The sequence below is a fragment of the Lancefieldella parvula genome (assembly GCF_963547875.1).
In the GTDB taxonomy this organism is placed as follows: Bacteria; Actinomycetota; Coriobacteriia; order Coriobacteriales; family Atopobiaceae; genus Lancefieldella; species Lancefieldella parvula_D.
The window spans coordinates 157,795-182,631 of sequence record NZ_CAUUSI010000001.1; the positions used below are offsets into that span (position 1 = coordinate 157,795).

Here is a 24,837-nt window from a genome sequence, read left to right on the forward strand (position 1 = left end):
CCTATGAGAAGTCAGCAATCTGCTGTTCTAGCTGAGCAACAAGCGTAGTAAGTTCTTCTGCGCGTGCACGTTTCTTCTCGATAACTTCAGGCGCTGCCTTAGCAACAAAGCCCTGGTTAGCAAGGGTGCGCTCCACGCCAGAGAGTTCCTTCTTTGCAGACTCAAGGTCTTTCTGAAGACGCTTGGCCTCAGCAGCAAGGTCAACAAGCTCGCCAAGAACAACGTACATTTCAAGGCCAGCATCGGTGACAGAAACAGAACCAGCAGGCTTCTGAGGCGCCTCAGCAACCTCAAATGAGCTTACGCGACCAACGTTCTGAATGAATGCTGCTTGCTCCTTCAACGCTGCAACATCCTGTGCTGGAGCTTTAACCACAACAGCAAGGTCTGTCTTTGGCGACAGCCTATAACGTGCGCGAGAAGAACGAACAGCAGAAACAACAATCTTAGCAAGCGAGAAGTTATGCTCAGCTGCCTCGTCAACAAAGTTAGCAAGCTTCTCTGGATTTGGCCACTCAGAGACCATCAAGAACTCTGCGTCATGACTCAAAAGACCAGATGCAGGAAGGGCATCCCAAACGCTCTCGGTAACAAATGGCATGGCTGGATGCAAAAGCCTCATGCTGACATCCAGGACAAAGACAAGGTTGCGCTGAACCTGCAGGCGCTGATCAGGAGTTCCATCCAGAAGGCGACCCTTGCAGAGCTCAATATACCAGTCGCAAACATCATTCCAGAAGAAGGACTGAATGTTGCGGGCATACTCACCAAAGCCATAGGTCTCAAGCTGCTCAGTTGTCTCTGCAACAACCTTTGCAAGGCGCGAGAACATCCATGCATCTTCTGGTGTCTCTGCCTTTGGCATGCCGGCTGTGTAGCCGTCGAGGTTCATCTGAACAAAGCGGCTTGCATTCCAAATCTTAGTAACAAAAGAACGTGCCTGATCAGTTCTTGGAGACTCAATAAGCTCACGAGTCTTCTTATCAAGAACAGCATCAAACTTGACGTCCTGGTTGTTAGTAATAAGCGTAAGCAGGTTATAACGCATTGCGTCTGCGCCATATTTAGCAATCAGGTCCATAGGATCTACGCCATTACCCTTTGACTTGGACATGCGGCTGCCGTCCTTAGCCAAAATGGTTGCGTAGATGTAGACATCGTGGAATGGAATCTCTTTGGTAAAGTAGAGCGAGCTCATAATCATGCGAGCAACCCAAAGAGCAATGATGTCTCGAGCGGTTACCAGAACCTGTGTTGGGTGGTGACCCTCAAGCTGCTCAGGATGGTCTGGCCAACCCTGTGTAGCAAAAGTCCACAGCTGAGAAGAGAACCAGGTATCCAGAACGTCCTCATCCTGATGAACGTGATGACCGCCGCACTTTGGACAGACATCGGTGTCTTCCATAAGAGCATCCTGCCAGCCACAATCATCGCAGTAGAACACAGGAATGCGGTGTCCCCACCAAAGTTGCCTGGAGATATTCCAGTCGCGGAGATTCTCCATCCACGTGAGGTAGGTCTGAGTCCAACGCTCTGGGTGGAAGGTAACCTGACCGTCTTTAACTACCTGTGCTGCAGGCTCTTTGAGCCTATCGACAGCAACAAACCACTGCTCAGAGAGCCATGGCTCAAGAGTTGTGCCGCAGCGGTAGCAATGCATAACGGAGTGATCAAGGTCTTCAACATGATCAAGCAGGCCGTGCTCTTCAAACCAAGCAACAATAGCCTCACGAGCCTGATCTCTATCAAGACCAGAAAACTCACCGTAGCCGTCAACAACAACAGCGTGCTCATCAAAGATGTTGATCTGCTCAAGGTTATGAGTCTGACCCATAGCAAAGTCATTAGGGTCATGAGCTGGAGTTACCTTAACAAAACCGGTACCAAAGCCTGCATCAACGTGCCAGTCAGAGAAAATTGGAATCTCTCGGTCAACAATAGGCAGAATAACGGTCTTTCCAACAAGATCTGCCTTTTCTGGATCCTGAGGAGAAACAGCCACGCCCGTATCGCCCAGCATAGTCTCTGGACGAGTAGTTGCTACGGTAATGTACTCAACGCCATTAATAGGCTCTTTGAGCGGGTAACGCAGGTACCAAAGATGGCCCTTCTCGTCAGCGTACTCTGCCTCATCGTCAGAGATAGAAGTCTCGCAATGAGGACACCAGTTTACGATGCGCTTTCCGCGATAAATGAGCTGGTCATGATACCAGTCAACAAAGACCTTACGAACAGCCTGAGTGTACTCAGGAGACATAGTGAACTTCTCGTCATTAAAATCAATGGAGCAGCCCATGCGCTTAATCTGAGAAACAATGGTTCCGCCGTACTCGCGCGTCCAATCCCAGCAAGCATCCAGGAATTTCTCGCGACCAATTTCAAGACGAGAAATACCCTCTGACTTAAGCTTCTTATCAACCTTAGTCTGGGTTGCAATGCCTGCGTGGTCAGTTCCTAGAATCCAACGAGTTGAGTAACCACGCATGCGAGAATAACGAATGTAGGTGTCCTGGATGGTGTCATCCATGGCATGGCCCATGTGAAGGATGCCGGTAACGTTTGGTGGAGGGATAACTACCGTACGGTCTTCAGTTCCCTTACTACGACCATAGCAATCTGCCTTTATCCACTTTTCAATGAGCTCAGGTTCAGCTGCCTGAGGATCATAATTCTTGGGCATTTCTTCCACAGTAATCTTGCCTTTCATATGCTTTTAGCAGTATTCCTATTAACCATTTGAACAGTATAATGCATTAAAACAGATGTGGTTTAGGGGAATATATTAATGTAATTTTAATATTACATATAAAAAATTACACTTTGTATAAAAAGTAGTAGTATTGATTTGTCACAACATTCAATTCAAAGTTTTAGCTGAAAGAAGCCATAACAAACATATCAAACACTAAAATTGATTGAAAAAATCAACAACATTTAAATCAAAAGTATAGTCAACAACTTTTTCTACAGGTTAAGAAGGTTTGACATGAAAAGCACTGTTAAAGAAATTCAAAACGACCTTAAACGGAGTCTTTTTTGGAGTAATAAAAAGTTATTACTCGGCTCCTTTTTCTTTACAACTTCTTTAGAACTAGTTACGGTATGTTCACCCTACATAACTTCAATTCTCATGAATTCCGCTGTGTCAGGATCATTTAATGATTTTCTACAAGGTTGTCTATTTGCCGCCATATTAACAATCTCAGCAATTACAAATAAATTAGTGGTTCGTTATTTTGTTCCTAATTATCTCTATCATGCTGCTAACTCTTATCGCAACACCGCATTTAAATACATGCTGAAAAAAGGTATAAACTCGTTTGAAGCAAGTGGTAGTTCTGTTTATGTATCTGCACTTACTAATGATTTAAATACTATAGAGACTACATATCTTGAACAGATGTTTTCTTTGGTAAGCGATAGTATATCTTTCATTGTGGCCCTCATAATGCTAATGGTTCAAAGCATTCCATTAACTATGGTAGCTATTGCCGCTTCAATTCTTCCTCTAATTATCGGTGTAAAACTTGGCGGCACGCTTGGTAAAATTCAAAAAGAATCTTCTGCGAAAACTAGTCAATTCATTGCCCAAATCACTGATCTGGTAAAAGGCTTTCCTTTGATAAAAGCTTACGGAGCAACAGGGGCAGCCGTAAGACTATTTGAAAAAGATAATGATGCTCTTGAAAAATCAAAAAAAGAGAGTAGAAAGACTACTCGGTTCATTAATACTCTGAGTTGGAGTGCTTTCGGATTATCTCAATGGGCTGTCTTAATTGCTGGTACATATCTTTGTATCTCAAATCAAGGAGTTACCCCTGGTGTAATTCTTATGGCTACGTTACTAATGAATTACATCAGCCTCCCTTTACAAACAATTCCACCGCTACTCGCAGCACGTAAGGCTTCAAATGATTTGATTTTAAAATTTTCTGAGACTCTCGCTGACAGTAAGGAAGAAGAAGGACAACAAGTATTAGATAAAGTTACAAAAGGAATAGTCATCAACAATCTTTCATTTGGCTATGAACAAAATAAAGCTGTGCTGAAAAATTTATCAATCAAACTTCTACCTAATAAAAGTTATGCAATTGTTGGAATATCAGGATCTGGAAAATCTACTTTATTTAATCTGCTCATGGGTGGCAATTTAAGTTATCAAGGAAATATATTTTACGATAGCTTAGAGTTAAGAACTATTGATAAAAAGAGTCTCTATCAAAATGTTTCACTCGTACAACAAGAGAATTTCTTATTCAATGCATCCATTGAAGACAACATTACTATGTTCGAAAGTCACTCAAAAGATGCTATTTCTCAAGCATGTGAAAAGGCTGGGCTTACAGAGTTCATTAAACAAAATAAACTGAGCTATCAATGTGGTGAAGCAGGTTCAAACCTTTCTGGTGGCGAACGTCAAAGAATCTGTATTGCTAGAAGTTTGTTAAAGGGTTCTAACGTTCTGTTTTTCGATGAAGCTACATCAGCGCTTGACCATTCAACTACTGACCAAATTATAAATTCAATAACAAATCTCACAGGAACACTACGCCTAGTTATTACACACAACTTAGAGGAAGCTCAGCTGAAAAAATTTGACGAAATTATTGTAATGAAGGAAGGTAGTATTATCGAAATGGGTTCGTTTGAGGAACTTATGCAACAAAATCATTACTTTAAGGCCCTCTATACTCTTGAACAATAAATACTATCTGCAGATACTTTTTATGAGGAGCTCTATGTCTGCCACAATTCCTGAAGCCACTGCTCGACTTGAACTTGTTCTAGGAAAAGACCGCCTTGGACAGATTCAAAATTCCTGCGTCATGGTCTTAGGTCTTGGTGGCGTTGGTTCAAACTGTGTTCAGGCGCTGGCCAGAGGCGGTGTAGGCTCGTTTGTTTTAGTGGATGCCGATGCAGTAGAAGCATCCAACCTAAACAGGCAGGCTATTGCCTATGTGAGCACCATTGGAAAAAGAAAAGTTGACGTTACCAAAGAGATGATTCTGGACATTAATCCAGACGCTCACGTGGTCACACTTGACGCTTTTTTGCTTAAAGACAACGTTGACGAGCAGCTCTCTGCTCTTCCAAAACCAGATGTTGTAGTTGATGCCATCGATACCATTTCTGCCAAATTAGCTGTTGTGGCATGGTGTCAGAAAAACGATATCTACCTCATCTCCAGCATGGGCGGCGGCAATAAGATCCACCCAGAACTTCTGGAGATTACTACGCTTTCAAAAACGCATACCGATGCTCTTGCAAGGGTAATGAGAAAAGAGTCCAAGAAGCGTGGACTTGCCGACTTCCGTGTGCTCTACTCCCCTGAGCCAGCGCGACCAGTTTTTGCACCAGAGAGTGCAACGGGAAAATCTGCCAAGCTAGGAACTATGTCCTACTACCCTCCTATTATGGGTCAGATGATTGCGTCAGACGTCATTCTGCATCTGTCGGGGCTTGATCATGAATAACCTCACGTATTTTGATGCGCACGTCCATGCCAACCTTATGGACTCTCCACTCAATGTAGCGAGAAGTTCCCATGACGCCGGATTAGGTTTCTTTACCTGCGGTGTTACTCCTCACGACTACCTAGAACTTGCTCCTCAGCTTACGCAAGCCAACATCCGCGTGGGACTAGGAGCACATCCCTGGTATATCTCTGATGGGCGCGTTACTCAAAAAGATATAGAGCTCCTGCTAGAACTTATGGAGCAGACGCCTTACATTGGCGAGATTGGACTAGATTTTTCTTCTCGCTATTGTGTTGATGGGTTGCAAGATTTGCAGGTTAAGGCCTTTACGAAGATTTGCAAACGTGCAGCAGAGCTTTCAAGCAACGACCAGCCACGAGTGCTCTCGATGCACACCGTTAGAAGTGTTGATACGGTGCTAGATATTCTTGAACAGACAGGAGCTGCTCAAGCATGCATTCCTATCATCCACTGGTTTAGCGGTAGCTCAGAAGAGCTCCAGAGAGCCATTAAGCTTGGCTGTTGGTTCTCTGTTGGCGAGATGAGCCTTAAGACTAAGCGTGGCCGTGAATACGCTAAGGTCTACCCAAAAGATAAACTTTTTACCGAGACTGACCTTCCCTCCAGTGATCACACAGATATTGACTCGGCGTACATTGTGAACAGCCTTAAGCGAGCACTTCTCGGGCTCAGTGAGGCCCGTGGATACTCTGTGCAAAGTGAAGTAATGGCAAACGCAGCAGGCGTTTTTGGCGTCTAAGTGTTAAAGTCTTACGTATGAGAAGATTACGTAAAATACCCACACAACGCCTTGTTGGAACAGGCAGGGCACAGCTTTCTGGAGCAATGCTTGCAAGCTCATCCGATGAGCTGGGTCTTGCTCTTAATGATGTTGTGCTTGTTTTTGCCTGCAGCGATAACTTTGTGCCGTATTTATCTGTAGCAATTCAATCCATCATTGAGAATGTCAATCCAGAGCGTCGTTACGACATCATTGTTTTGACGCGTGACCTTACTCCTACCAGCATGATTACGCTTACTCGTCAGGCTCAGCTTGTTGATAACGTCCATGTTGGCTTCTTAGATGTTGACGCTGCCCTTGGTGATATTGAGCTTCCTCATCATGGTCACTTTAGACCAGAAACTTACTACAGGCTGCTTGCTCCCTCGCTGCTTCCTAACGTCAATAAAGCCATCTACCTTGACTCTGACCTGGTAGTTAATACCGATATTGCAGAGCTCTATGATATCGATGTCACAGGATACTTGGTAGGCGCTACGCGCGACGCAGATACTATTGGACAGATTGATGGCTATGACGCCACAGTTGGCCCCTACCTCAAAAATGAGCTGGGTATGGATGATCCTCACGATTACTTCCAGGCAGGCGTCATTTTGATGAACCTGGAAGAGATTAGAAAGCAGATTTCTCCTGAGGAGTTTCTAAAGGTATCAACCATGCGTGCATGGCGCTGGCTTGATCAAGATGTTCTTAACAGGTTTGTAAACGGCCATTATCTTCGTATTAATATGAAATGGAATTACCTGGTAGACTGGCAATTCCTTCGCCGTGATCACATTGTTGCTCAGGCACCAAAAGACGTGCGAGAAGAATACGAAGAGGCTCGTAAGAATATCTGTATTGCTCATTTTGCAGGACCAGACAACAGGCCTTGGCTCTATCCAAACTCAGATCTAGCAGGCCTTTTCTGGTTCTATGCTCGTCGCTCCCCTTATCTTGAGGAGCTTCGTTCACAGCTTGAAGAGTCAAGACGTACGGTAAGAGGTCTTTCTCACCGCGTGCAAAGTGGTGTTCTTTTCCGCGGCTTGATGCCTTTGTTTGATACCGTTTTTCCACCAGGCACTAAAACCCGTACCCAACTTATTACGTCATACAACAAACTTGGTGGCGGCAACCTATAACGCAAAAGGAGGTCTTTCGACCTCCTTTTTTATTACTAAGCGAGTTATTTCTTTTTGCCCCTAATGATTTCTGGAGCATTGTCTCCACCAACGCTTTCTGGAGTAACCACAACCTTTGTGATATCCAAATCTGATGGCAGGTCAAACATGGTCTCTTGTAGCGTAGACTCACAGATTGCACGAAGACCACGAGCACCGGTGCCGCGAGCTAAAGCCTTCTTAGCAATCTCTCTGAGTGAATCCTCAGTAAACTCCAAATCTACGCCCTCAAGCTCAAACATGCGCTTGTACTGCTTGGTAAGAGCATTCTTTGGATCTGTGAGGATGCTCATCAGATCCTCCTCACCAAGCTCACGAGTAGAAGTAATAACAGGAATACGTCCCAGAAGCTCTGGAATCATACCAAATCTGTGCAAGTCCTGAGGCATTACCTTTGCAATAAGCTCAGACTCACCTTCTTTGACATTCTTAGCAACGTCAGAGTTAAAACCAATTCCCTTTTTACCAATACGGTCAGCAACAATCTTATCCAGGCCAACAAAAGCGCCACCACAAATGAACAAGATATTGGTGGTATCAATGTGAATAAGCTCCTGCTGAGGATGCTTACGTCCACCTGTTGGCGGAACACTTGCAACCGTACCCTCAAGAATCTTCAAGAGTGCCTGCTGGACGCCTTCACCAGAAACATCACGAGTAATAGAGAGGTTCTCAGCTTTGCGAGCAATCTTATCAATCTCATCGATGTAGACAATACCTACCTGAGCACGCTCAACATCGCCATCGGCGGCAGTGATGAGCTTAAGCAGGATATTCTCGACATCTTCACCAACGTAACCAGCCTCAGTAAGGGTTGTTGCGTCAGCAATAGCAAACGGCACTTCAAGAAAACGAGCAAGCGTCTGAGCAAGCAGCGTTTTACCAGTACCAGTCGGACCTAACAGTAAGATGTTGGACTTTGCAATCTCAACGTCCTCCTGGCCCTCCTGAGGATCATCGTTGCCTGAAAGAATACGACGATAGTGGTTATACACCGCAACCGACATAGCACGCTTAGCGTCTTCCTGACCCATTACGTACTGAGACAGCTCATCGTAAATCTCATGCGGAGTTGGCAAGTCTTTGATGACAGGTTCATCAGAGTGAGTCTCAATCTCTGACTCTTCATCAAAGCCAAGGGACTCATCAATCATATCTGAGCAGGTAGAGACACACTCATCGCAAATGCAGACGCCACCTGGGCCCTGAATAAGCTTATTTACCTGCGACCTACTCTTTCCGCAGAAAGAACAGTGCATCTCATCTAATCCGCCAAAAGGCGAGAAGTCCTGGTCTTTAGCCATAACTTAAACCCTCGATACAAGAACAATTATTGGTCGTTACGAGAAGAAATAACGCGGTCTACCAGACCGTAATCACAGGCCTCCTGTGCACGAAGATAATTATCGCGCTCGGTATCTGCATTGACCTTCTCGATAGGCTGTCCAGTATAATCCGAAAGCAACTCGTTGATGCGCTGGCGAATCCACTTTGTCTCATCTGCAACAATCTGGATATCGGTCTGCTGACCCTGAACGCCACTTGATGGCTGGTGAATCATAACCATAGAGTTAGGAAGCGCAAGACGCTTACCCTTTGCACCAGCTGCAAGAAGAACAGCGCCCATAGAAGCTGCCATACCAACGCAGATGGTAGACACGTCAGGCTTAATGAAGTTCATGGTATCAAGAATGCCCAGACCTGCATAAACGTCTCCACCAGGAGAGTCAATGTAGAGAGAAATATCCTTGTCTGGGTCCTGGCTCTCAAGGTGCAAAAGCTGCGCAATAACAAGATTTGCAGAATCGCGCGTTACCGGCTCACCCAAGAAAACAATACGATCGTTGAGCAGTCTAGAGTAGATGTCATAGCTACGCTCACCACGAGGAGTCTGCTCAATAACATACGGAATAGTTGGAATGTTTGTTGGATAATGCATAATCCTCCTTCAAAGGTCTTTCCTTAGAAACATACCCCGGGAAGCGTGTCTCTAACCCGGGGTATGAAAAATTCAAAGTAACTGCAACTTTTGGCGCAGTCTTTCTGGCGAGAAACCCAACCAGCTGCGGACTACTCAGCGTCCTTCTCTGCGTCCTCGTCCTTCTTAGCTGCCTTCTTCTTAGCAGGAGCCTTCTTAGCAGGCTTCTTCTCTGCCTTCTGCTCTTCCTTAGCAGCCTCAGCAATCTCGTCGACAACGGTGACGGTTGCGTTATCGCGCAGCCAATCAAGAGCCTTGGAACGACGGATGGACTCACGGATTGCAGGAAGACGGCCAGCCTTGCGCCACTCCTCAATTGCAGACTCAACGTTTGGAACACCAGCGCGCTCAAACTCTGCGCGGATGTCCTCCTCAGTTGCCTCAAGCTTGAGCTCAGCTGCCAATGCGTCAAGAGCCAGGGACTGACGTGCGCGCTCCTCAGCCTGAACACGAAGATCAGAGATGAAGTCATCGGTCTTAATGCCACGTGCAGCCAGGAACATATCAAGGCTCATACCCTGCTGCTGAAGACCATTCAAGAACTCCTGAGCAATCTCGTTGAAGACCTCATTCTTGTACTCCTCTGGAACCTCCTCAAGCTGAAGACGCTTGCCCAGAGCCTCTACAACACGGTCCTCTTTAAGAGTTGGAAGAGAATTCTTCTTGTCAGACTCAATCTCAGACTTAACAGCCTCGCGGAGTTTCTCGACCGTGTCATAACCAAAGGTGTTCTTTGCAAGCTCGTCAGTCAGCTCTGGAGTGACGGACTTCTTGTGAGCAACAACCTTGACGTTGATATCGTAATCGTGGGAGTGAACCTCATCGCCGTGAGTGTGGCTGTGAGTCCATTTGACCTCTTTCTCCTCACCTGGCTTCATGCCGATGAGTGCCTCCTCAAGCTCCTTTGGAGCCTGGGTGCCATTAAGGGTAAGAACGCGGTCCTCGCCCTCCATGTGAGCAGCACCCTCAATGTTCTTGATGTCTACACCAATGGTGTCGCCCTCTTTGACAGCGCGCTTCTCCTTGGTGTTCTCAAATTTAGCCTGGTAAGACAGAAGCTGCTTGATTTGGTGATCAACCTCAGCCTCAGTTGCCTCATTTGGTGGCATGTTGATTGCAGGAGCATCGTAAGAATCAAGCTTAGCCTCAGGACGAACGTTGAAGACTACCTCGTAGGAGTAATCCTGGCCCTCAACAGGAAGGTCTGCATCCTGGTTGTAATCACCACGGCCAACAGGAACAAGGTCAAGCTCCTCAAGAAGCTGTGGCTCTGCTGCGCCGAGAAGATCGTTGGTTGCCTGAGCAAGGACTGCCTCGCGGCCAACAATGCCGTCAATGACAGGACGAGGTGCGCGGCCCTTGCGGAAACCCTGGAAGGAATACTTGTTTGCAATGTCCTTGTAAGCCTGCTTAATTGCAGCGTCTACCTCTGCAGCAGGAACTGTAACCTTGACGGTGAGTTTCTCGTCAACTGGCTTATCTGCGGTAACGGTGATGTTCAACGTTCCTCCAGTGTCTCGTAAAAAATGCTGGCGTACCAGCTCTTAACCAAATTTCTGCATGGTGCGGGCGGAGGGAATCGAACCCCCACGGACTTAGTCCACTAGAACCTAAATCTAGCGCGTCTGCCAGTTCCGCCACGCCCGCATATTTATGCAGCCTTGCAATAATAACAAACTTTTGCGCTCTTCACTAGGAGAACTTCGTATTCTAAACACTTCCCTCACGAAAAAAGACCGGCCTTTTTCAAGACCGGTCTTGTTCAATTGAAAAGCTCATTCTCCAAGCACGTTTTAAAGATCTTGTAGTGCAAAGGTCTCGGGCTCACTCTTTCTTGCCGCAGCAAGTGCCTGAATAAGAGCGGTAGCAGCAGACATTGCGGTGACGCAGGTAATGCCCTGGCTGACAGCTTCTGCGCGCATCTTGGTGCCATCGCTATGAGCCTCGTGACCGTGAGGCGTATTGATGATGAAGCTGACGGTCTTATCGCGCATAAGGTCAACAACGTTTGGATGACCATCGGAAATACGATTGACGGTGGTGCAGTCAATTCCAGCCGCACGCAGCGTCTTTGCGGTACCGCCCGTGGTGTAGATGCCATAGCCAAGGTTCTCCAGAGCCATAGCAACAGGAGCAATGGCGCGCTTATCGCGGTCGCACACACTGATAAAGACGGAGCCCTGCTCAGGTAGCTTGTTCTCAACTGCCTCACGAGTCTTTGCGTACGCTGCTGGGAAGGTGCGGGCAATGCCCATGACCTCGCCGGTAGACTTCATCTCTGGGCCAAGGATTGAGTCAGCACCAGGGAATCTAGACCAAGGCATGACCGCCTCTTTGACCGCGTAGTAATCGACGGTGCGATTCTCGTCTGGAAGCAGGCCTTGTGCTCTGAGCTCACTGATCTTCTCGCCAGCCATGATGCGAGACGCGTACTTAGCCAGGGAGACAACCGTTGCCTTTGACGAGAATGGCACGGTTCTAGAAGCGCGAGGATTGAGCTCGATGACAAAGACGTGCTCGTCACGGACGGCGTACTGGATGTTCAGGAGGCCTCGGATACCGCAAGCAAGCGCCAGCTTTTTGGTGATGGTCCTAATCTGGTCAACAATCTTTTCAGAGAGCGAGAAGGGCGGCCAGCAGCAAGCAGAATCGCCGGAGTGAATACCGCACTCCTCGATGTGCTCCAGGACGGAGCCTACGTAGCACTCCTCGGTGTCACAGAGCGCGTCAACGTCCAGCTCAATGGCATCCTCAAGGAAGGCATCCAGGTAGACAGGACGGTCTGGTGTGACGTGTGTAGCGGACTCCATGTAGGTGATCAGGTCGGAATCGTCGTAGACAATGGCCATGCCGCGACCACCAAGAACGTAGCTTGGGCGAACAATCAGTGGGTAACCAATGCGACGAGCGGCGTCGCGAGCCTCGTCCATGGTAGAAGCAACTGCCGAAGGTGGGCAGGCGATGTTCAGGCGGTCAAGAAGGGCTGCGAAGCGGTCACGGTCCTCTGCCAGGTCAATTGCCTCTGGCTGAGTGCCCATGATAGGAACGCCAGCGTCCTTAAGAGCGCGAGCAAGCTTGATTGGAGTCTGGCCACCAAGGGTAACAATGACGCCTTCTGGCTTCTCAACCTCAATGACATCCATGACGTCTTCAAAGGTCAGAGGCTGGAAATACAGACGGTCAGAGGTGTCGTAGTCCGTAGAGACGGTCTCTGGGTTGCAGTTGACCATGACGGTCTCATAGCCCTGCTCGCGAAGAGCGTAGGCAGCATGTACGCAGCAGTAGTCAAACTCAATGCCCTGGCCAATACGGTTAGGACCTGCAGAGAGAATCATAACGCGTGGCTTTTGTGCCTCGACGTACTCTGTGGCATTGCCCTTCTCGTATGTGACGTAGTGGTACTGCGTAGTTGCACCAAACTCACCTGCGCAGGTATCAACTGTCTTGACCTGCGGACGGACACCCAGCACTTCCCTCACAGCGCGGACAACGTCTGTCTTAGTGCCGGTAAGGTGTGCGAGCTGCTCATCCGAGAAGCCCAGCTGCTTGGCAGCAAGCATGTTATCAGTGGTAAGACCAGAAAGACCCAGCTCCTTGATGCGTTTCTCGGCGTTGATGATGCCTGCCATACGGTGCAGATACCAAGGATCGATGCCAGTCATATCGTGGATGCGCTCAACGCTCCAGTTTCTGCGCAGAGCCTCAGCAACGTAGAAAATACGCTCTGGCGTTGGCTTGCTGACCAGCTCGTCAAAGTTCTTCTCGTCAAAGACATCGTGGCCGTCTGCGCCCAGACCAGCGCGATCTTGCTCCAGGGAACGAAGTGCCTTCTGCAGAGCTTCCTCAAAGGTTCTGCCCATAGCCATAGCCTCGCCGACCGACTTCATACGGGTGGTCAGAACGCGGCTGGTGCCCTTGAACTTGACAAAGGCAAAACGAGGAACCTTGACCACACAGTAGTCGATAGAAGGCTCAAAGGCAGCAGGAGTTGCCTTGGTGATGTCGTTGGTAATCTCGTCAAGCGTGTAACCAACAGAAAGGAGCGCAGCCATCTTTGCAATGGGGAATCCGGTTGCCTTGGAAGCAAGCGCGGAAGAACGACTGACGCGAGGATTCATCTCAATGACAATGACGCGGCCGTTAGTTGGGTTGACCGCAAACTGAACGTTAGAGCCGCCGCAGGCAACACCTACACGCTCGAGAATAGCGATGGAGTAGTCGCGGAGGTTCTGGAGCTCTTCATCGGTAAGCGTCTGAGCTGGCGCAACGGTGATGGAGTCTCCCGTGTGGACGCCCATTGGATCGAGGTTCTCGATGGAGCAGACAACAATGCCGTTACCTGCGGTATCGCGCATGACCTCCATCTCAATCTCTTTCCAGCCCTCGATGGACTCCTCTACCAGTACCTCGTGCTCTGGAGAAAGCAAGAGTCCCTGCTCCACAATCTCTACGAGCTCTTCTGGGGTGTGCGCAATACCGCCGCCTGCGCCACCAAGGGTGAAGCTTGGACGAATGACCACAGGGTATCCCAGCTCAGCAACGATGCGCTGAGCGTCTTCCATGGAGTGAGCGATGTCTGCGCGAGCAACCTCCAGACCAATGTCTTGGACTGCCTCGCTGAAGAGCTCACGGTCCTCACCGGTACGAATGGACTCCAGGTTACAGCCAATGACCTCAATGTTGTACTTGTCAAGAACGCCAGCCTCGCCAAGGCCGATAGTACAGTTCAGAGCAGTCTGACCGCCCATGTTTGGCAGGAGCGCATCAGGGCGCTCGCGCTCAATGACGCGGGTCACCGACTCAACGGTGATCGGCTCAACGTAGGTTCTATCTGCAGTTTCTGGATCTGTCATGATGGTTGCTGGGTTTGAATTGACCAGAACAACCTCAAAGCCCTCTTTGCGAAGGGCGCGGCATGCTTGAGTGCCAGAATAGTCAAACTCGCAAGCCTGGCCAATAACAATTGGGCCAGAGCCGATGACTAGGATCTTCTTTATATCAGTACGCTTTGGCATTAGAAGCGCCTCCCCTCACGAACGTCGATGGCAAGATAGTCAGACTGTCCCTCCATCAAACGCGCAAACGCCTTGAACAAGTAGGATGAATCGTGAGGTCCTGGGCTTGCTTCAGGGTGATACTGGACGGAAAACGCTGGAATATCCAGGAACTGAATGCCCTCTGGAGTGCCGTCGTTAAGGTTTACGTGGGTGAGCCTGACGCGGCCGAACTCTTTTGTCTGGACAACAGGAGCAATGCGCCTTGCGGACCACTCACAGAGGTTGTCAAAGTGCTCGGAGATTCCACCAGACTCCTCTGCAATAAGCTTGCCCAAGCTTGGGAAAACCAGACCGTAATTGTGGTTCTGGGCAGTAATTTCTACCTTGCCGGTCAGAAGATTCATGACTGGTTCGTTGCCGCCATGGTGGCCAAATTTGAGTTTCTCGATATCTGCACCGGCAACAATGGAGAGCATCTGGTTGCCCAGGCAGATACCAAAGACGGGGACCTTGCCCAAAACGCCGCGAGCGGCCTCCTGCGTAGCGTCAACCTGCTCTGGGTCACCAGGGCCGTTGGAGAAGAAGATGCCGTCTGGGTTGTAGGCTAAGGCGTCCTTTGCAGGTGTGTTCCACGGTACAACCGTGACCTCGCAGCCGTTTGCCGCAAGGCCCTGGAGAATGCCGTTCTTCTCGCCACAGTCGTACGCGACAACGTTAAAGCGCTTCTTGGACGTAGCGGTAACCATGTGAGGCGCGTCAACGGAGACATCGGGGACAAAGTTGTGCTCGGAGATGCTGGGCGACGCCTGGACGCGCGCGAGCAGATGGGCGGGATCCAGGTCCTCGGTGGAGATGGCCGCCTTCTGTGCGCCATGGTCGCGCAAGTGCATGGTCAGCGCGCGGGTATCGATGCCCTCGATGGCAACAACGCCGTTTTCCTGCAGAAACTCCGGCAGGCTCTGCTTGGACGTCCAGTTGCTTGGCTCGTAGCACATGTCGTGGACGACAAAACCACGCAGGTGCAAAACGTCTCGCTGCATGACTGCAGGATCGATGCCGTAGTTGCCTACCTGCGGATAGGTCAGCGTGACAATCTGGCCGGCGTAACTTGGATCGGAGATAATCTCCTGGTAGCCGGTCATAGACGTGTTAAAAACAATCTCGCCGAAGGTCTCTCCACTCGCACCACAGCACCTCCCCTCGAAGGTTGTTCCGTCTTCGAGAACAAGCAGCGCGCGAGGCTGCGAGGTGGCACTTGCCAGTGGATTCATATACTCTCCGATCTGCGTAGGAGCATGCCGAGCCATAAAAAAAGAGCGCTCCTTGTGGAGGCTCAACAGCGAACATGCGCACTCAACGCTATGGGCCTTGCCGGTGTCTCGCACCGTCCTTAAAGGTTGGTAGTATTGTAGCGCATAACCAATAAAGGAGATGGCATGTTTCCAGATTTTCTAGAGAATCCCTCAGATGTGGCCGCGCCGCTGCTGCTGGGATGCACTCTGACAAGGACAATTACGCTTAATGGCGAGAAACACAAACTAGTTGCAAGAATTGTGGAGACCGAAGCGTACGACCAAGACGATCCGGCGAGTCATGCGTTTGGCGGTCCTAGCGAGCGCAATGCAGCCATGTTTGGACCTGCAGGTCATCTGTACGTTTATGTTTCGTATGGTATGCATCACTGCTGCAATGTGGTGTGCGGTCCTGAGGGCTTTGGCAGCGGATGCTTGGTGCGCGCGGTTGAGCCTCTTGAGGGTGTAGAGGTGATGCGCGAGCTCCGTGAAGCAGGACGCGCGCGCAAGGGACTGCAGGCAGCAAGCGCAGGCGTCGGCTGCAAGGAAGCACAGGCGGGACGTGCTGGCAAAGCGCAAGCGGAACGCGCGCGTAAGCACCCGCTCAAGCTGCGCGACCTCACCAACGGGCCAGGTAAAGTGTGTGCGGCGCTTGGCATTGACAAGGAGCTCTACGGACATGATCTAAAAGTTGAGCCGCTTGTGCTGAAATTTGCTCCCCTGCTACCAGGTGAAACGATTGGGTGCTCACCCCGCGTGGGAATTAGCAAAAACACTGATGCTCCAAAGCGCTTTTTCATCGAAGGAAACGAGTTTGTTTCACGGGCGTAGAGTGTGGGCGTACAGGGCACGTCAGGCGTGCGAACAAGACATGCGATCATGACATGCGATCAAAAAGGACCTTGGGAGACCAAGGTCCTTTTAAATCTTACGTTAAAGCCAAGCCGGCAGTGAAGATAGACGATCAAATGCCGCTACATCGGTTTTCTCGCCAAATGCGATGCAATCTAGCAGACACCCTGCGCCATCATTGCGTTTGCAACCTTGAGGAAGCCTGCGATGTTTGCGCCAAAGACCAGGTTGCCGGGGTGGCCATACGTTGCTGCGGCCTCTGAAGCAGCAGTGTAGATGCTCTCCATGATTCCCTGCAACTTTGAGTCTACCTCCTCAAACGTCCAGGAAAGGTGCTCGGCGTTCTGGGACATCTCAAGACCGGAAACTGCTACGCCGCCTGCATTTGCAGCCTTACCAGGTGCGAAGAAGACGCCATTCTCGATGAGGTAATTGGTTGCCTCGAGGGTGGTAGGCATGTTAGCACCCTCGACAACGTACTTGGTGCCATTAGCAACAAGTTTCTGCACGTCGGCGAGCTCAAGCTCGTTTTGAGTTGCGCATGGCATAGCGATGTCGCACTTCTGGCTCCAAGGGCGCTCGCCTGGGAAGAAAGTTGCGGAAGAACGTGCGTCGGCGTACTCCTTGATGCGTGCGCGACGGACCTCCTTGACGTCTTTCAGCAGCTCAACGTCGATGCCCTCTGGGTCATAGACATAACCTGAGGAGTCAGAAACGGTTACTACGGTTGCTCCCAGCTGCTGTGCCTTCTGGGCAGCGTAGGTAGCAACGTTTCCGGAGCCGGAGATGCAGACCGTTTTACCTGCGAGCGCATCGTTCTTCTCGGCAAGCATGTGAGTGAGGAAGTAAACCGCGCCGTAGCCGGTAGCCTCGGTGCGAGCAAGGGAGCCGCCGAAGGAGAGGCCTTTGCCGGTCAGGACGCCGGTCCACTCGTTGCGGAGGCGCTTATACTGGCCAAACATGTAGCCAATCTCACGTGCGCCGGTACCGATGTCACCAGCTGGGACGTCGGTGTTTGGACCAATGTGACGAGCAAGCTCGGTCATGAAGGACTGGCAGAACGCCATAATCTCGCGGTCGGACTTGCCCTTTGGATCGAAGTCGGAGCCACCCTTGCCGCCGCCCATTGGAAGTGTGGTCAGGGAGTTCTTGAAGATCTGCTCGAAACCGAGGAACTTCAGAATAGAAAGATTAACGGTTGGATGGAGACGGAGGCCGCCTTTGTAAGGTCCAATTGCGGAGTTGAACTCGATGCGGTATCCGCGATTGACCTGGACGTTGCCGGCATCATCAATCCATGGGACGCGGAACATAACAATGCGCTCTGGCTCAACAAGACGCTCGAGCAATGCGACTTTCTCGAACTCTGGATGAGCATCAAGTGCAGGCTGGATGGTGGTAAGAACTTCTTTTGCTGCCTGGATAAACTCAGGCTGATCTGCGTAACGCTCTTCAAGCTGTGCGATTACCTTAGATGAATAGCTCATGAAACCCCTTTCGAAGTGGTTACGAATAGCATAGTCATCCAATGTTTCGATTACATAACAAAATAAAAAAAATCTGATAGACAAAAATTAGTTCAAAAAAGATTGCAATTTATTCTTGCTCTTGGGCGATTTGTCACCTATACTTTTCTCTCGGCTCGGGGTGTAGCGCAGCTTGGTAGCGCAACTGCTTTGGGAGCAGTGGGTCGCTGGTTCGAATCCAGTCACCCCGACCATTTTTTCTTTTTGCTTTACCCTTGCGGCGGTAGTTCAATTGGTAGAGCATCAGCCTTCCAAGCTGACTGTTGCGGGTTCGAGTCCCGTCCGCCGCTCCATAAAATTTCCTATTTTAAATTATCCCCTGTTCAAGGCATAATTCTGAATATTTATCCCGTCTCTTGTTTCTTCATGGGTGCTGGTGGTTTTAGATGAGTTAGCGATTTTTCCACGGTTATCTCTGTTTTCACAGACATCTTATTAGCAATTTTCCTCTTTGCTTGTCATGATCAACTTTTGATTTATTAATTTGAATATTCATGCAATAAAATTCATTTCCATGAATACGTAATTTTTGCGCTCAAAATTATGTGCCGAAAAAGGTAAAAAACGCGTTTAGTTGGAAATGAAAATTAAAAAATAGACGTTTTATCTCCAACTAAGACGATTTTTTACCGCCTCAAAAACTTTTATCTGGACAAACGTTGTATGCAGAAAAATGTAATCTCCAACTAAACGCATTTTTTACCGCTTGAGGATATGTTTTGACTCAAACAGTGTTGATTGCACAGACTGCACAGGCCAACGTCCAACTAAGCATCTACCTTGCTCTACTTTACCAGCAAAAAAGAAGGCTGTGCGAAGCATAGCCTTCTTTGCACTTGTGATCTATACGCCAAAACTAACGGCGAGCCTTTACAGAGTACGCAAGACCGGAAGCAATAATACCTGCAGCAGCAAGTGCGCTTGCAATGGACATTGCTTCGCCAGTATCTGGCAGGTTAGACCTCTTCTTCTTAGGAGTCTTAGGCTTTGGCTCTGGATTAGGATCCGGCGTTGGGGTTGGTGTAGGAGTTATTGGCTTATCGGCTGTAGCAACTTCCGCAGGAACAATGGTCTGGTCTGCAGCATTGAATGTTGCAGGAGCTACCGTAAATGGAATCTGATTTGCATTGAGTTCATAACCCTCTGGAGATGCAGTTTCAACCAGGTAATAATTGCCTGGCGTCAGATAGAACTTATCTCCATCCTGATAGATACCCTTAGTCAGCAAATCTGCAGTTGCAGCAGTGTTCTGAACCAGCGTAGTCAACTCAGTCTTTGTAAGAACATCTCCGGATGTAAAGGTACCGTCTGCACCAGTAGTAAGCCCCTCTTTAACCAGTGTGCCATCAGCCTTGTATAGGCTATAAGTTGCACCAGCAACAGGCTTGGAAGCATCATCAGAGTCAGTCTTCACAAGCTTCAAAGGAGAAGGAACTGCACGATACGTGAGGTAATACTGCCTGGTACGGTTTACAGAACCGTCTGCGTTGAAGCCAGGGGCCAAAACAGAATTGTCACGAGGACCAGAGTTATACGTACCAATTGCAAGAGATGTTCCCTCTGGGACATCGATATCGTTTGCAATGTAGACGTAAGAATCACCAGGTCCCGCAGACTTAATCTCGTCAACCGACTTGCGAACAGTGGTCAGCAACAGATTGGTTGAAGGATCAGTCTCGAACTTATTACCGCCGGCAACAGAGTCATCTGCAGCAACGCCAGCATACTCGGGCATGTACACAACATGACCCTTTGTGTTGTAACGCGCAGACACCTGACGATCCTCAAATGCTGCGGAGGTTGTATATGTAGCAGCCAGATCATCAAGACCAAGAACACTTACTGCACCGTTACCATAAATAGGAAGGCCAGCATTTCTTTGCGCAATAGGATCACTTAGACCAAGGCCATTAAGCTGCCTGTATGCAAGATCGTCGACATAGTGATACACAGCCGTTGCTGTATCAATGACACGCGCAGGATAACGTTTGGTGTATGCGTGAGTGCCTCCCCAAGATTTCTTAATGCCACCCTGAATTCCCAGTTGATATGACCTATCAGAAATGTTCAGTGGTGCGGAGAACTCAATGTACTGACGAGCTGTGACTGGTGCAGTAAATACAGCAGCAGGCTCTTCATAAGAAGTGCCACCCATAATAGACTGACCATTGACCTTGACGGTAAACATCAAATTAGTCTTTGGACCACCGCCGGACAAAGCACCTGTTGCATCCATAGGTTTGTAAGTATCAACGCCAGAATGAACCGAAACAGCCACCTTACGTAGACCGTAGCCATTTGGATCGTTTTGCGGGAAGTTAATCAAATTCTCTGCATCGCCGAGAAGAACGTAGTAAGCACGAATTTCTCCACCCTCAGCAATCATCTGCGCAACGGAATATTTAGTTGGATCCATGTCCAGCTTAAGCGCAGTGCCATCTGGCTTCACCCAGTAATAACGAGCGATGACACCCGTGCGATCTTCTCGCGGTTTAGCCGCCTGAGCTGTAATCTCAGCCTGAATCTCCGCATCAGAAATGAAATCTGGGAACGGATTTGCAACGGTCTGAGTTCCGTCAAGTGGCGCGCCATCCACGTCATCGGAAAAAATTGCTGGATCGTCAGCAAATGCCGTGTGTGGAAAAGCAAACGCCAAAATCGCGCCCACAAAAAGCATAAGAATTGCTAAAACCGTAAAGCGAGAAAATCGAGTGCTTCTAACGCTTCTAACAGAAGTGCTGTTCATACATCCTTCTTCCCTCGTGAAGGGTGAATATTTATATATATATACCATAGCTCATTTCTTGTCATTTATGCAGATGAGACCAAAACAGATGATATTTTTGCTAATAAAATTGGTAAAGAAACACATCAAGCGGTCTAGACTACTTGACTAGACCGCTTGTTTAGAATGCTTGTTTAACAGCCACTGGTTAAAACAACTGACTCGCTGGTTTGTACTGCGTGTCTTTACTTATCAGGAGTAAGGTGCCAAATCTCATTGTTATATTCGGCAATAGTTCTATCAGATGAGAACGTTCCTGCCATAGCAATATTTACAAGAGACTTCTGGAGCCACGCTCTCCTATCCTCATAATCATCGAACACGTGCTCTTTTGTTGAAATGTATGCTTCCAAATCAAGCAGCGTCATAAACCAGTCTTTTGAGCACAAGTTTTTGTGGAGACGCTCCAGGCGCTCCTCATTTCCAAGAGAAATAAACTCTGGGCTAATTAAGAAATCAACGAGTGGTTTAATCTGGGGTTTCTTATAAAACTCTTTTGCTTTGTAACCTTTGTGCTCATAAAGGCTTACAACCTCATCACTTGAAGCACCAAACGCGTAGATATTCTCCTTGCTTACCAAGTCGGCAATTTCTACATTTGCACCATCAACTGTGCAAACGGTAACAGCGCCGTTAAGCATGAACTTCATGTTGGAAGTTCCAGAAGCCTCCTTGGAAGCCAGTGAAATCTGCTCAGAGATATCTGCTGCTGGAATAACGTGCTCAGCGGCAGTAACGTTGTAATTCTCGATCATTATCACCTGAAGATATGGTGAAACATCTGCATCGTTTGCAATCAAAGACGAGAGAACAAGAATTGCATGAATGATATCTTGAGCAGCCACGTATGCTGGTGCAGCCTTACCACCAAAAATGACAGTAATAGGATGCTTTGGAAGGTGTCCAGACTTAATATCAAAATATTTCCAAATCAAATAAAGCAATAGCATTTGCTGACGCTTATATTCGTGGAAACGCTTCACCTGGACATCAATAATGGAGTCGGCATTAACTTTTGTATCTTGATTGTCCAGCAAAAACTTGCTCATTCTATCTTTGGCTATATGCTTTATCTCTTGCAGCCTATTAAGAACTTCATCGTTATTCTGATACTCTAAAAGTCCCTCGAGATTACCAGTTGTTCTCCAGCTATCTCCTATCAACGCATCAAGATACTCGGCAAGCTCGGGATTACAACCCATGAGCCAGCGACGGAAAGTGATTCCATTAGTTTTGTTAGAGAATTTCTCTGGGTACAAATCAAAGAATGGCTTGAGCTCTGTCTCTTCCAAAATCTTAGTATGAAGCGCTGCAACACCATTGATACTAAAGCCGTAATGAATGGCAAGGTTAGCCATGTGAACTTTCTTATCAATGATGACTTGTACACTTGGATCTGCAACGGTACTACGGATGTGTTCGTCAAGCTTTTTGATAATCGAAGCAATCTTTGGAGAAACTTCCTCGATAAATTTAAGAGGCCATTTCTCAAGAGCTTCTGCCAAAATTGTATGATTTGTATATGCGACAAGTGAAGAAACAATGGCTACAGACTCTTCAAACGAGATATCGTATTTCTCAGTCAAGATACGAATAAGCTCTGGAATTACCATTGTGGGGTGCGTATCGTTAATCTGAATCACAACATAGTCAGCGAGGTCATGAACATTACTGCCGCGCTTAACCGCCTCTTTAACAATCAGCTGTGCAGCATTTGAAACCATAAAATATTGCTGATACACACGAAGAAGCTGACCGTCTTCGTCCGAATCGTCGGGATACAAAAAGAGTGTTAGATTCTTTTTTAAAGCAGTCTTATCAAAATCAATAGCGTCATCAGAAACTAATGATTCGTCGATACTTTGCAGGTCAAACAAACGAAGTCTGTTTTTCTTTGTTCGGCCATATCCCAAAACATCAATTGAATAGAGCTCAGACGTCACCGAGAAATCTCTAAATTCCACGGTAAATGATGTCTTCTCGTCTTCAAGCCACCTATCATCAGCAAGCCAAGCATCTGGAACGGCAGTTTGCTGTCTATCTAAAAACTGCTGATGAAAGAGGCCAAAATGATACTTAAGACCTACACCATCGCCTGGCAGACCAAGTGTTGACATGGAGTCGATAAAGCATGCTGCCAATCGACCAAGACCACCGTTACCAAGTGAAGGCTCAACTTCAATCTCTTCGATGTCTTCGAGCGAATGGCCTGCTTTAGAAAGCTGCGATTTTACTTCGTTATAAATTCCCAGATTGATGAGGTTATTTGAAAGCAGCTTGCCAATCAGAAACTCTGCGGAGATGTAATAGAGCCTCTTCTTACCATTATTTAACGGAAGAGCTTCCGACTTACTCTTAACCACTTGAAGCAGTAATTCAAAAACCTGCCTGTCAGTAATTTCAGACAGGGGTTGGTTAAATTGTTGAAGAGATAAAGTGTCTAAGTTCATTACTTCTCCTCTTTGTACACTCTGAAGTACATCTCAGTAATAGTTCTTAAAAAATCTTCTATGTGACGCGTAATGGCTCCTTGCTTCATACGCCAACACCAGTTACCTCCAACAGTGGCTGGAACATTCATGCGTGCAGAATCATCTAAGCCAAGAAGATCTTGCATGGTATGAATACAAGTGTCACTCACAGAAGCTGCAATTCCACGTGAAAGCGCCTCACCAATTGGCTCATCTTTTGAGCGATGCAGGTAAATATCTGCCTGTTCACGCTCTCTATCAGTAGCCTGAGTCTCATACCAACCACGAGCAGTTGGATTATCATGCGTTCCCACATAAGCAATGGTATTTGCAGTGTAATTGTGAGGAAGATCTCTTGAATCATGCTTTCCATCAAATCCGTACTGCAAGATTTTCATTCCTGGGAAACCAGTTTTATCTCGCATGGCGATAAGCTCTGGTGTAATTAAGCCAAGGTCTTCCGCAATGATTGGAAGCTTACCCAGCTGCTTTTCCAGTTCCTTAAACAGCTCCAAATCTGGCCCTTTAGTCCATTTGCCTTCTGTAGCATTTGCAGCTCCGTAAGGAATCTCCCAATAGGCTTCAAAACCTCTAAAATGATCAATTCTAAGCACATCAAACATCTCAAGATTTGTCTGTACACGCCAAACCCACCATGAATAGTGCGATTTCTTCATATACTCCCAGTTATAAATGGGATTTCCCCAATATTGTCCAGTTGAAGAAAATTGATCTGGAGGAGTGCCCGCAACCGTAATAGGCCGTCCTGTTTCATCCGTTTTAAACAGTTCTGGCTGTGCCCACATCTCAACAGAATCGCGCGAGACATAAATGGGAAGATCACCAATTATAAGTACTCCCCTTTTATTGGCATAAGTCTTAACCTTTGCCCATTGAGTAAAGAAGAAATACTGAGTCATCTTGTGATACAAAACTGACTTTTGCAGTTTCTTAATTTCTTCTGCAGTAGTCTCGTTTCTGTGCTGATAAAGTTTTGGCCACTCCCAGTAAGCTCTATGTCCAAATTCTTCCTTTAGGGACATGAACTCTGCATAAGGATCAAGCCACTCTGCATGATCATGACAGAACTTCTCAAAATCAGCAGGAACATCTTGCATAAACCTATCAAAGGCACGGTTAAGTAAACGACGATGATTTACAAAAAGCGCACCATAATCAACACAAGTATTGCTAGTCCCAAAAGAAATATCTTCAAAGTCATCTGACTTTAAATAGCCAAGTTTCTCAAGATCTTTTAAATCTATATAGTAAGGACTTCCCGCTGCAGCAGAAAAAGACTGATAAGGAGAGTCACCATAACTAGTGGTGGTAAGAGGCAAAACTTGCCAATATCTTTGTTTTGTTCTGACGAGAAAATCAATAAAATCGTAGGCTTCTTTGCCAAACGTGCCAATCCCATATGAATTTGGAAGAGAAGAAACGGCCATAAGTACTCCGCTTGCTCGTCCCATAGTTGCCTCTTTCACAAAAAGAGTA

General features: G+C 47.7%; 15 protein-coding genes and 3 tRNA genes. 7 read left to right on the forward strand and 11 right to left on the reverse strand.

Annotation, left to right across the window (positions count from 1 at the left end; translation table 11 throughout):
- Window position 1: 1 nt before the first annotated feature.
- Window positions 2–2,689 (reverse strand): valine--tRNA ligase, encoded by a 2,688-nt coding sequence (locus RWJ96_RS00795; RefSeq protein ID WP_314018367.1) that lies wholly within the window; start codon window positions 2,687–2,689, stop codon window positions 2–4.
- Between the two features lie 297 nt (window positions 2,690–2,986).
- On the opposite strand from RWJ96_RS00795, the gene RWJ96_RS00800 reads away from it, so the two are divergent.
- From RWJ96_RS00800 to RWJ96_RS00815, 4 genes are all read left to right on the forward strand, one after another.
- A complete protein-coding gene (locus RWJ96_RS00800; protein WP_314018368.1) occupies window positions 2,987–4,705 on the forward strand; it encodes an ABC transporter ATP-binding protein in 1,719 nt (572 codons plus the stop codon).
- A gap of 34 nt (window positions 4,706–4,739) precedes the next feature.
- Entirely contained in the window at window positions 4,740–5,474 is a 735-nt protein-coding gene (locus RWJ96_RS00805; protein ID WP_314018369.1) for a tRNA threonylcarbamoyladenosine dehydratase, read from the forward strand.
- Window positions 5,467–6,237, forward strand: coding sequence for a TatD family hydrolase (locus RWJ96_RS00810; RefSeq protein WP_314018370.1), 771 nt, complete (start codon window positions 5,467–5,469; stop codon window positions 6,235–6,237). The genes RWJ96_RS00805 and RWJ96_RS00810 overlap by 8 nt, the downstream gene beginning before the upstream one ends.
- 86 nt (window positions 6,238–6,323) lie before the next feature.
- Window positions 6,324–7,400: a glycosyltransferase family 8 protein gene (locus tag RWJ96_RS00815; protein ID WP_035428735.1), complete on the forward strand. Its 1,077-nt coding sequence runs from the start codon at window positions 6,324–6,326 to the stop codon at window positions 7,398–7,400.
- Between the two features lie 44 nt (window positions 7,401–7,444).
- On the opposite strand, the gene clpX is transcribed toward RWJ96_RS00815, so the two are convergent.
- The 6 genes from clpX to carA form a co-directional block, all read right to left on the reverse strand.
- A complete protein-coding gene (gene clpX / locus RWJ96_RS00820; protein ID WP_314018372.1) occupies window positions 7,445–8,743 on the reverse strand; it encodes an ATP-dependent Clp protease ATP-binding subunit ClpX in 1,299 nt (432 codons plus the stop codon).
- A 26-nt stretch (window positions 8,744–8,769) separates the two neighbouring features.
- A complete protein-coding gene (locus RWJ96_RS00825) occupies window positions 8,770–9,378 on the reverse strand; it encodes an ATP-dependent Clp protease proteolytic subunit (RefSeq protein WP_035431672.1) in 609 nt (202 codons plus the stop codon).
- A gap of 131 nt (window positions 9,379–9,509) precedes the next feature.
- Complete coding sequence (tig, locus tag RWJ96_RS00830) at window positions 9,510–10,919, reverse strand: trigger factor (protein WP_314018373.1); 1,410 nt, start codon at window positions 10,917–10,919, stop codon at window positions 9,510–9,512.
- A 59-nt stretch (window positions 10,920–10,978) separates the two neighbouring features.
- Window positions 10,979–11,064, reverse strand: a tRNA-Leu gene (locus tag RWJ96_RS00835).
- Between the two features lie 146 nt (window positions 11,065–11,210).
- A complete protein-coding gene (gene carB / locus RWJ96_RS00840; RefSeq protein ID WP_314018374.1) occupies window positions 11,211–14,432 on the reverse strand; it encodes a carbamoyl-phosphate synthase large subunit in 3,222 nt (1,073 codons plus the stop codon).
- Entirely contained in the window at window positions 14,432–15,685 is a 1,254-nt protein-coding gene (gene carA, locus RWJ96_RS00845; RefSeq protein ID WP_314018574.1) for a glutamine-hydrolyzing carbamoyl-phosphate synthase small subunit, read from the reverse strand. The genes carB and carA overlap by 1 nt, the downstream gene beginning before the upstream one ends.
- A gap of 165 nt (window positions 15,686–15,850) precedes the next feature.
- On the opposite strand from carA, the gene RWJ96_RS00850 reads away from it, so the two are divergent.
- Window positions 15,851–16,537, forward strand: a complete 687-nt coding sequence (locus RWJ96_RS00850; protein WP_314018375.1) for a DNA-3-methyladenine glycosylase — start codon at window positions 15,851–15,853, stop codon at window positions 16,535–16,537.
- 176 nt (window positions 16,538–16,713) lie between these two features.
- On the opposite strand, the gene gdhA is transcribed toward RWJ96_RS00850, so the two are convergent.
- Window positions 16,714–18,045, reverse strand: a complete 1,332-nt coding sequence (gene gdhA / locus RWJ96_RS00855) for an NADP-specific glutamate dehydrogenase (RefSeq protein WP_314018376.1) — start codon at window positions 18,043–18,045, stop codon at window positions 16,714–16,716.
- Between the two features lie 156 nt (window positions 18,046–18,201).
- Here gdhA and RWJ96_RS00860 point away from each other — a divergent pair.
- Together RWJ96_RS00860 and RWJ96_RS00865 are read left to right on the forward strand one after the other, a co-directional pair.
- Window positions 18,202–18,278, forward strand: a tRNA-Pro gene (locus RWJ96_RS00860).
- Between the two features lie 23 nt (window positions 18,279–18,301).
- A tRNA-Gly gene (locus tag RWJ96_RS00865) sits at window positions 18,302–18,377 on the forward strand.
- Between the two features lie 563 nt (window positions 18,378–18,940).
- Here RWJ96_RS00865 and RWJ96_RS00870 read toward each other — a convergent pair.
- From RWJ96_RS00870 to malQ, 3 genes are all read right to left on the reverse strand, one after another.
- Window positions 18,941–20,830, reverse strand: coding sequence for a SpaA isopeptide-forming pilin-related protein (locus tag RWJ96_RS00870; RefSeq protein ID WP_314018377.1), 1,890 nt, complete (start codon window positions 20,828–20,830; stop codon window positions 18,941–18,943).
- Between the two features lie 224 nt (window positions 20,831–21,054).
- Window positions 21,055–23,319, reverse strand: a complete 2,265-nt coding sequence (locus tag RWJ96_RS00875) for a glycogen/starch/alpha-glucan phosphorylase (RefSeq protein WP_314018379.1) — start codon at window positions 23,317–23,319, stop codon at window positions 21,055–21,057.
- Entirely contained in the window at window positions 23,319–24,812 is a 1,494-nt protein-coding gene (gene malQ, locus RWJ96_RS00880) for a 4-alpha-glucanotransferase (protein WP_314018381.1), read from the reverse strand. The genes RWJ96_RS00875 and malQ overlap by 1 nt, the downstream gene beginning before the upstream one ends.
- Window positions 24,813–24,837: the final 25 nt, after the last annotated feature.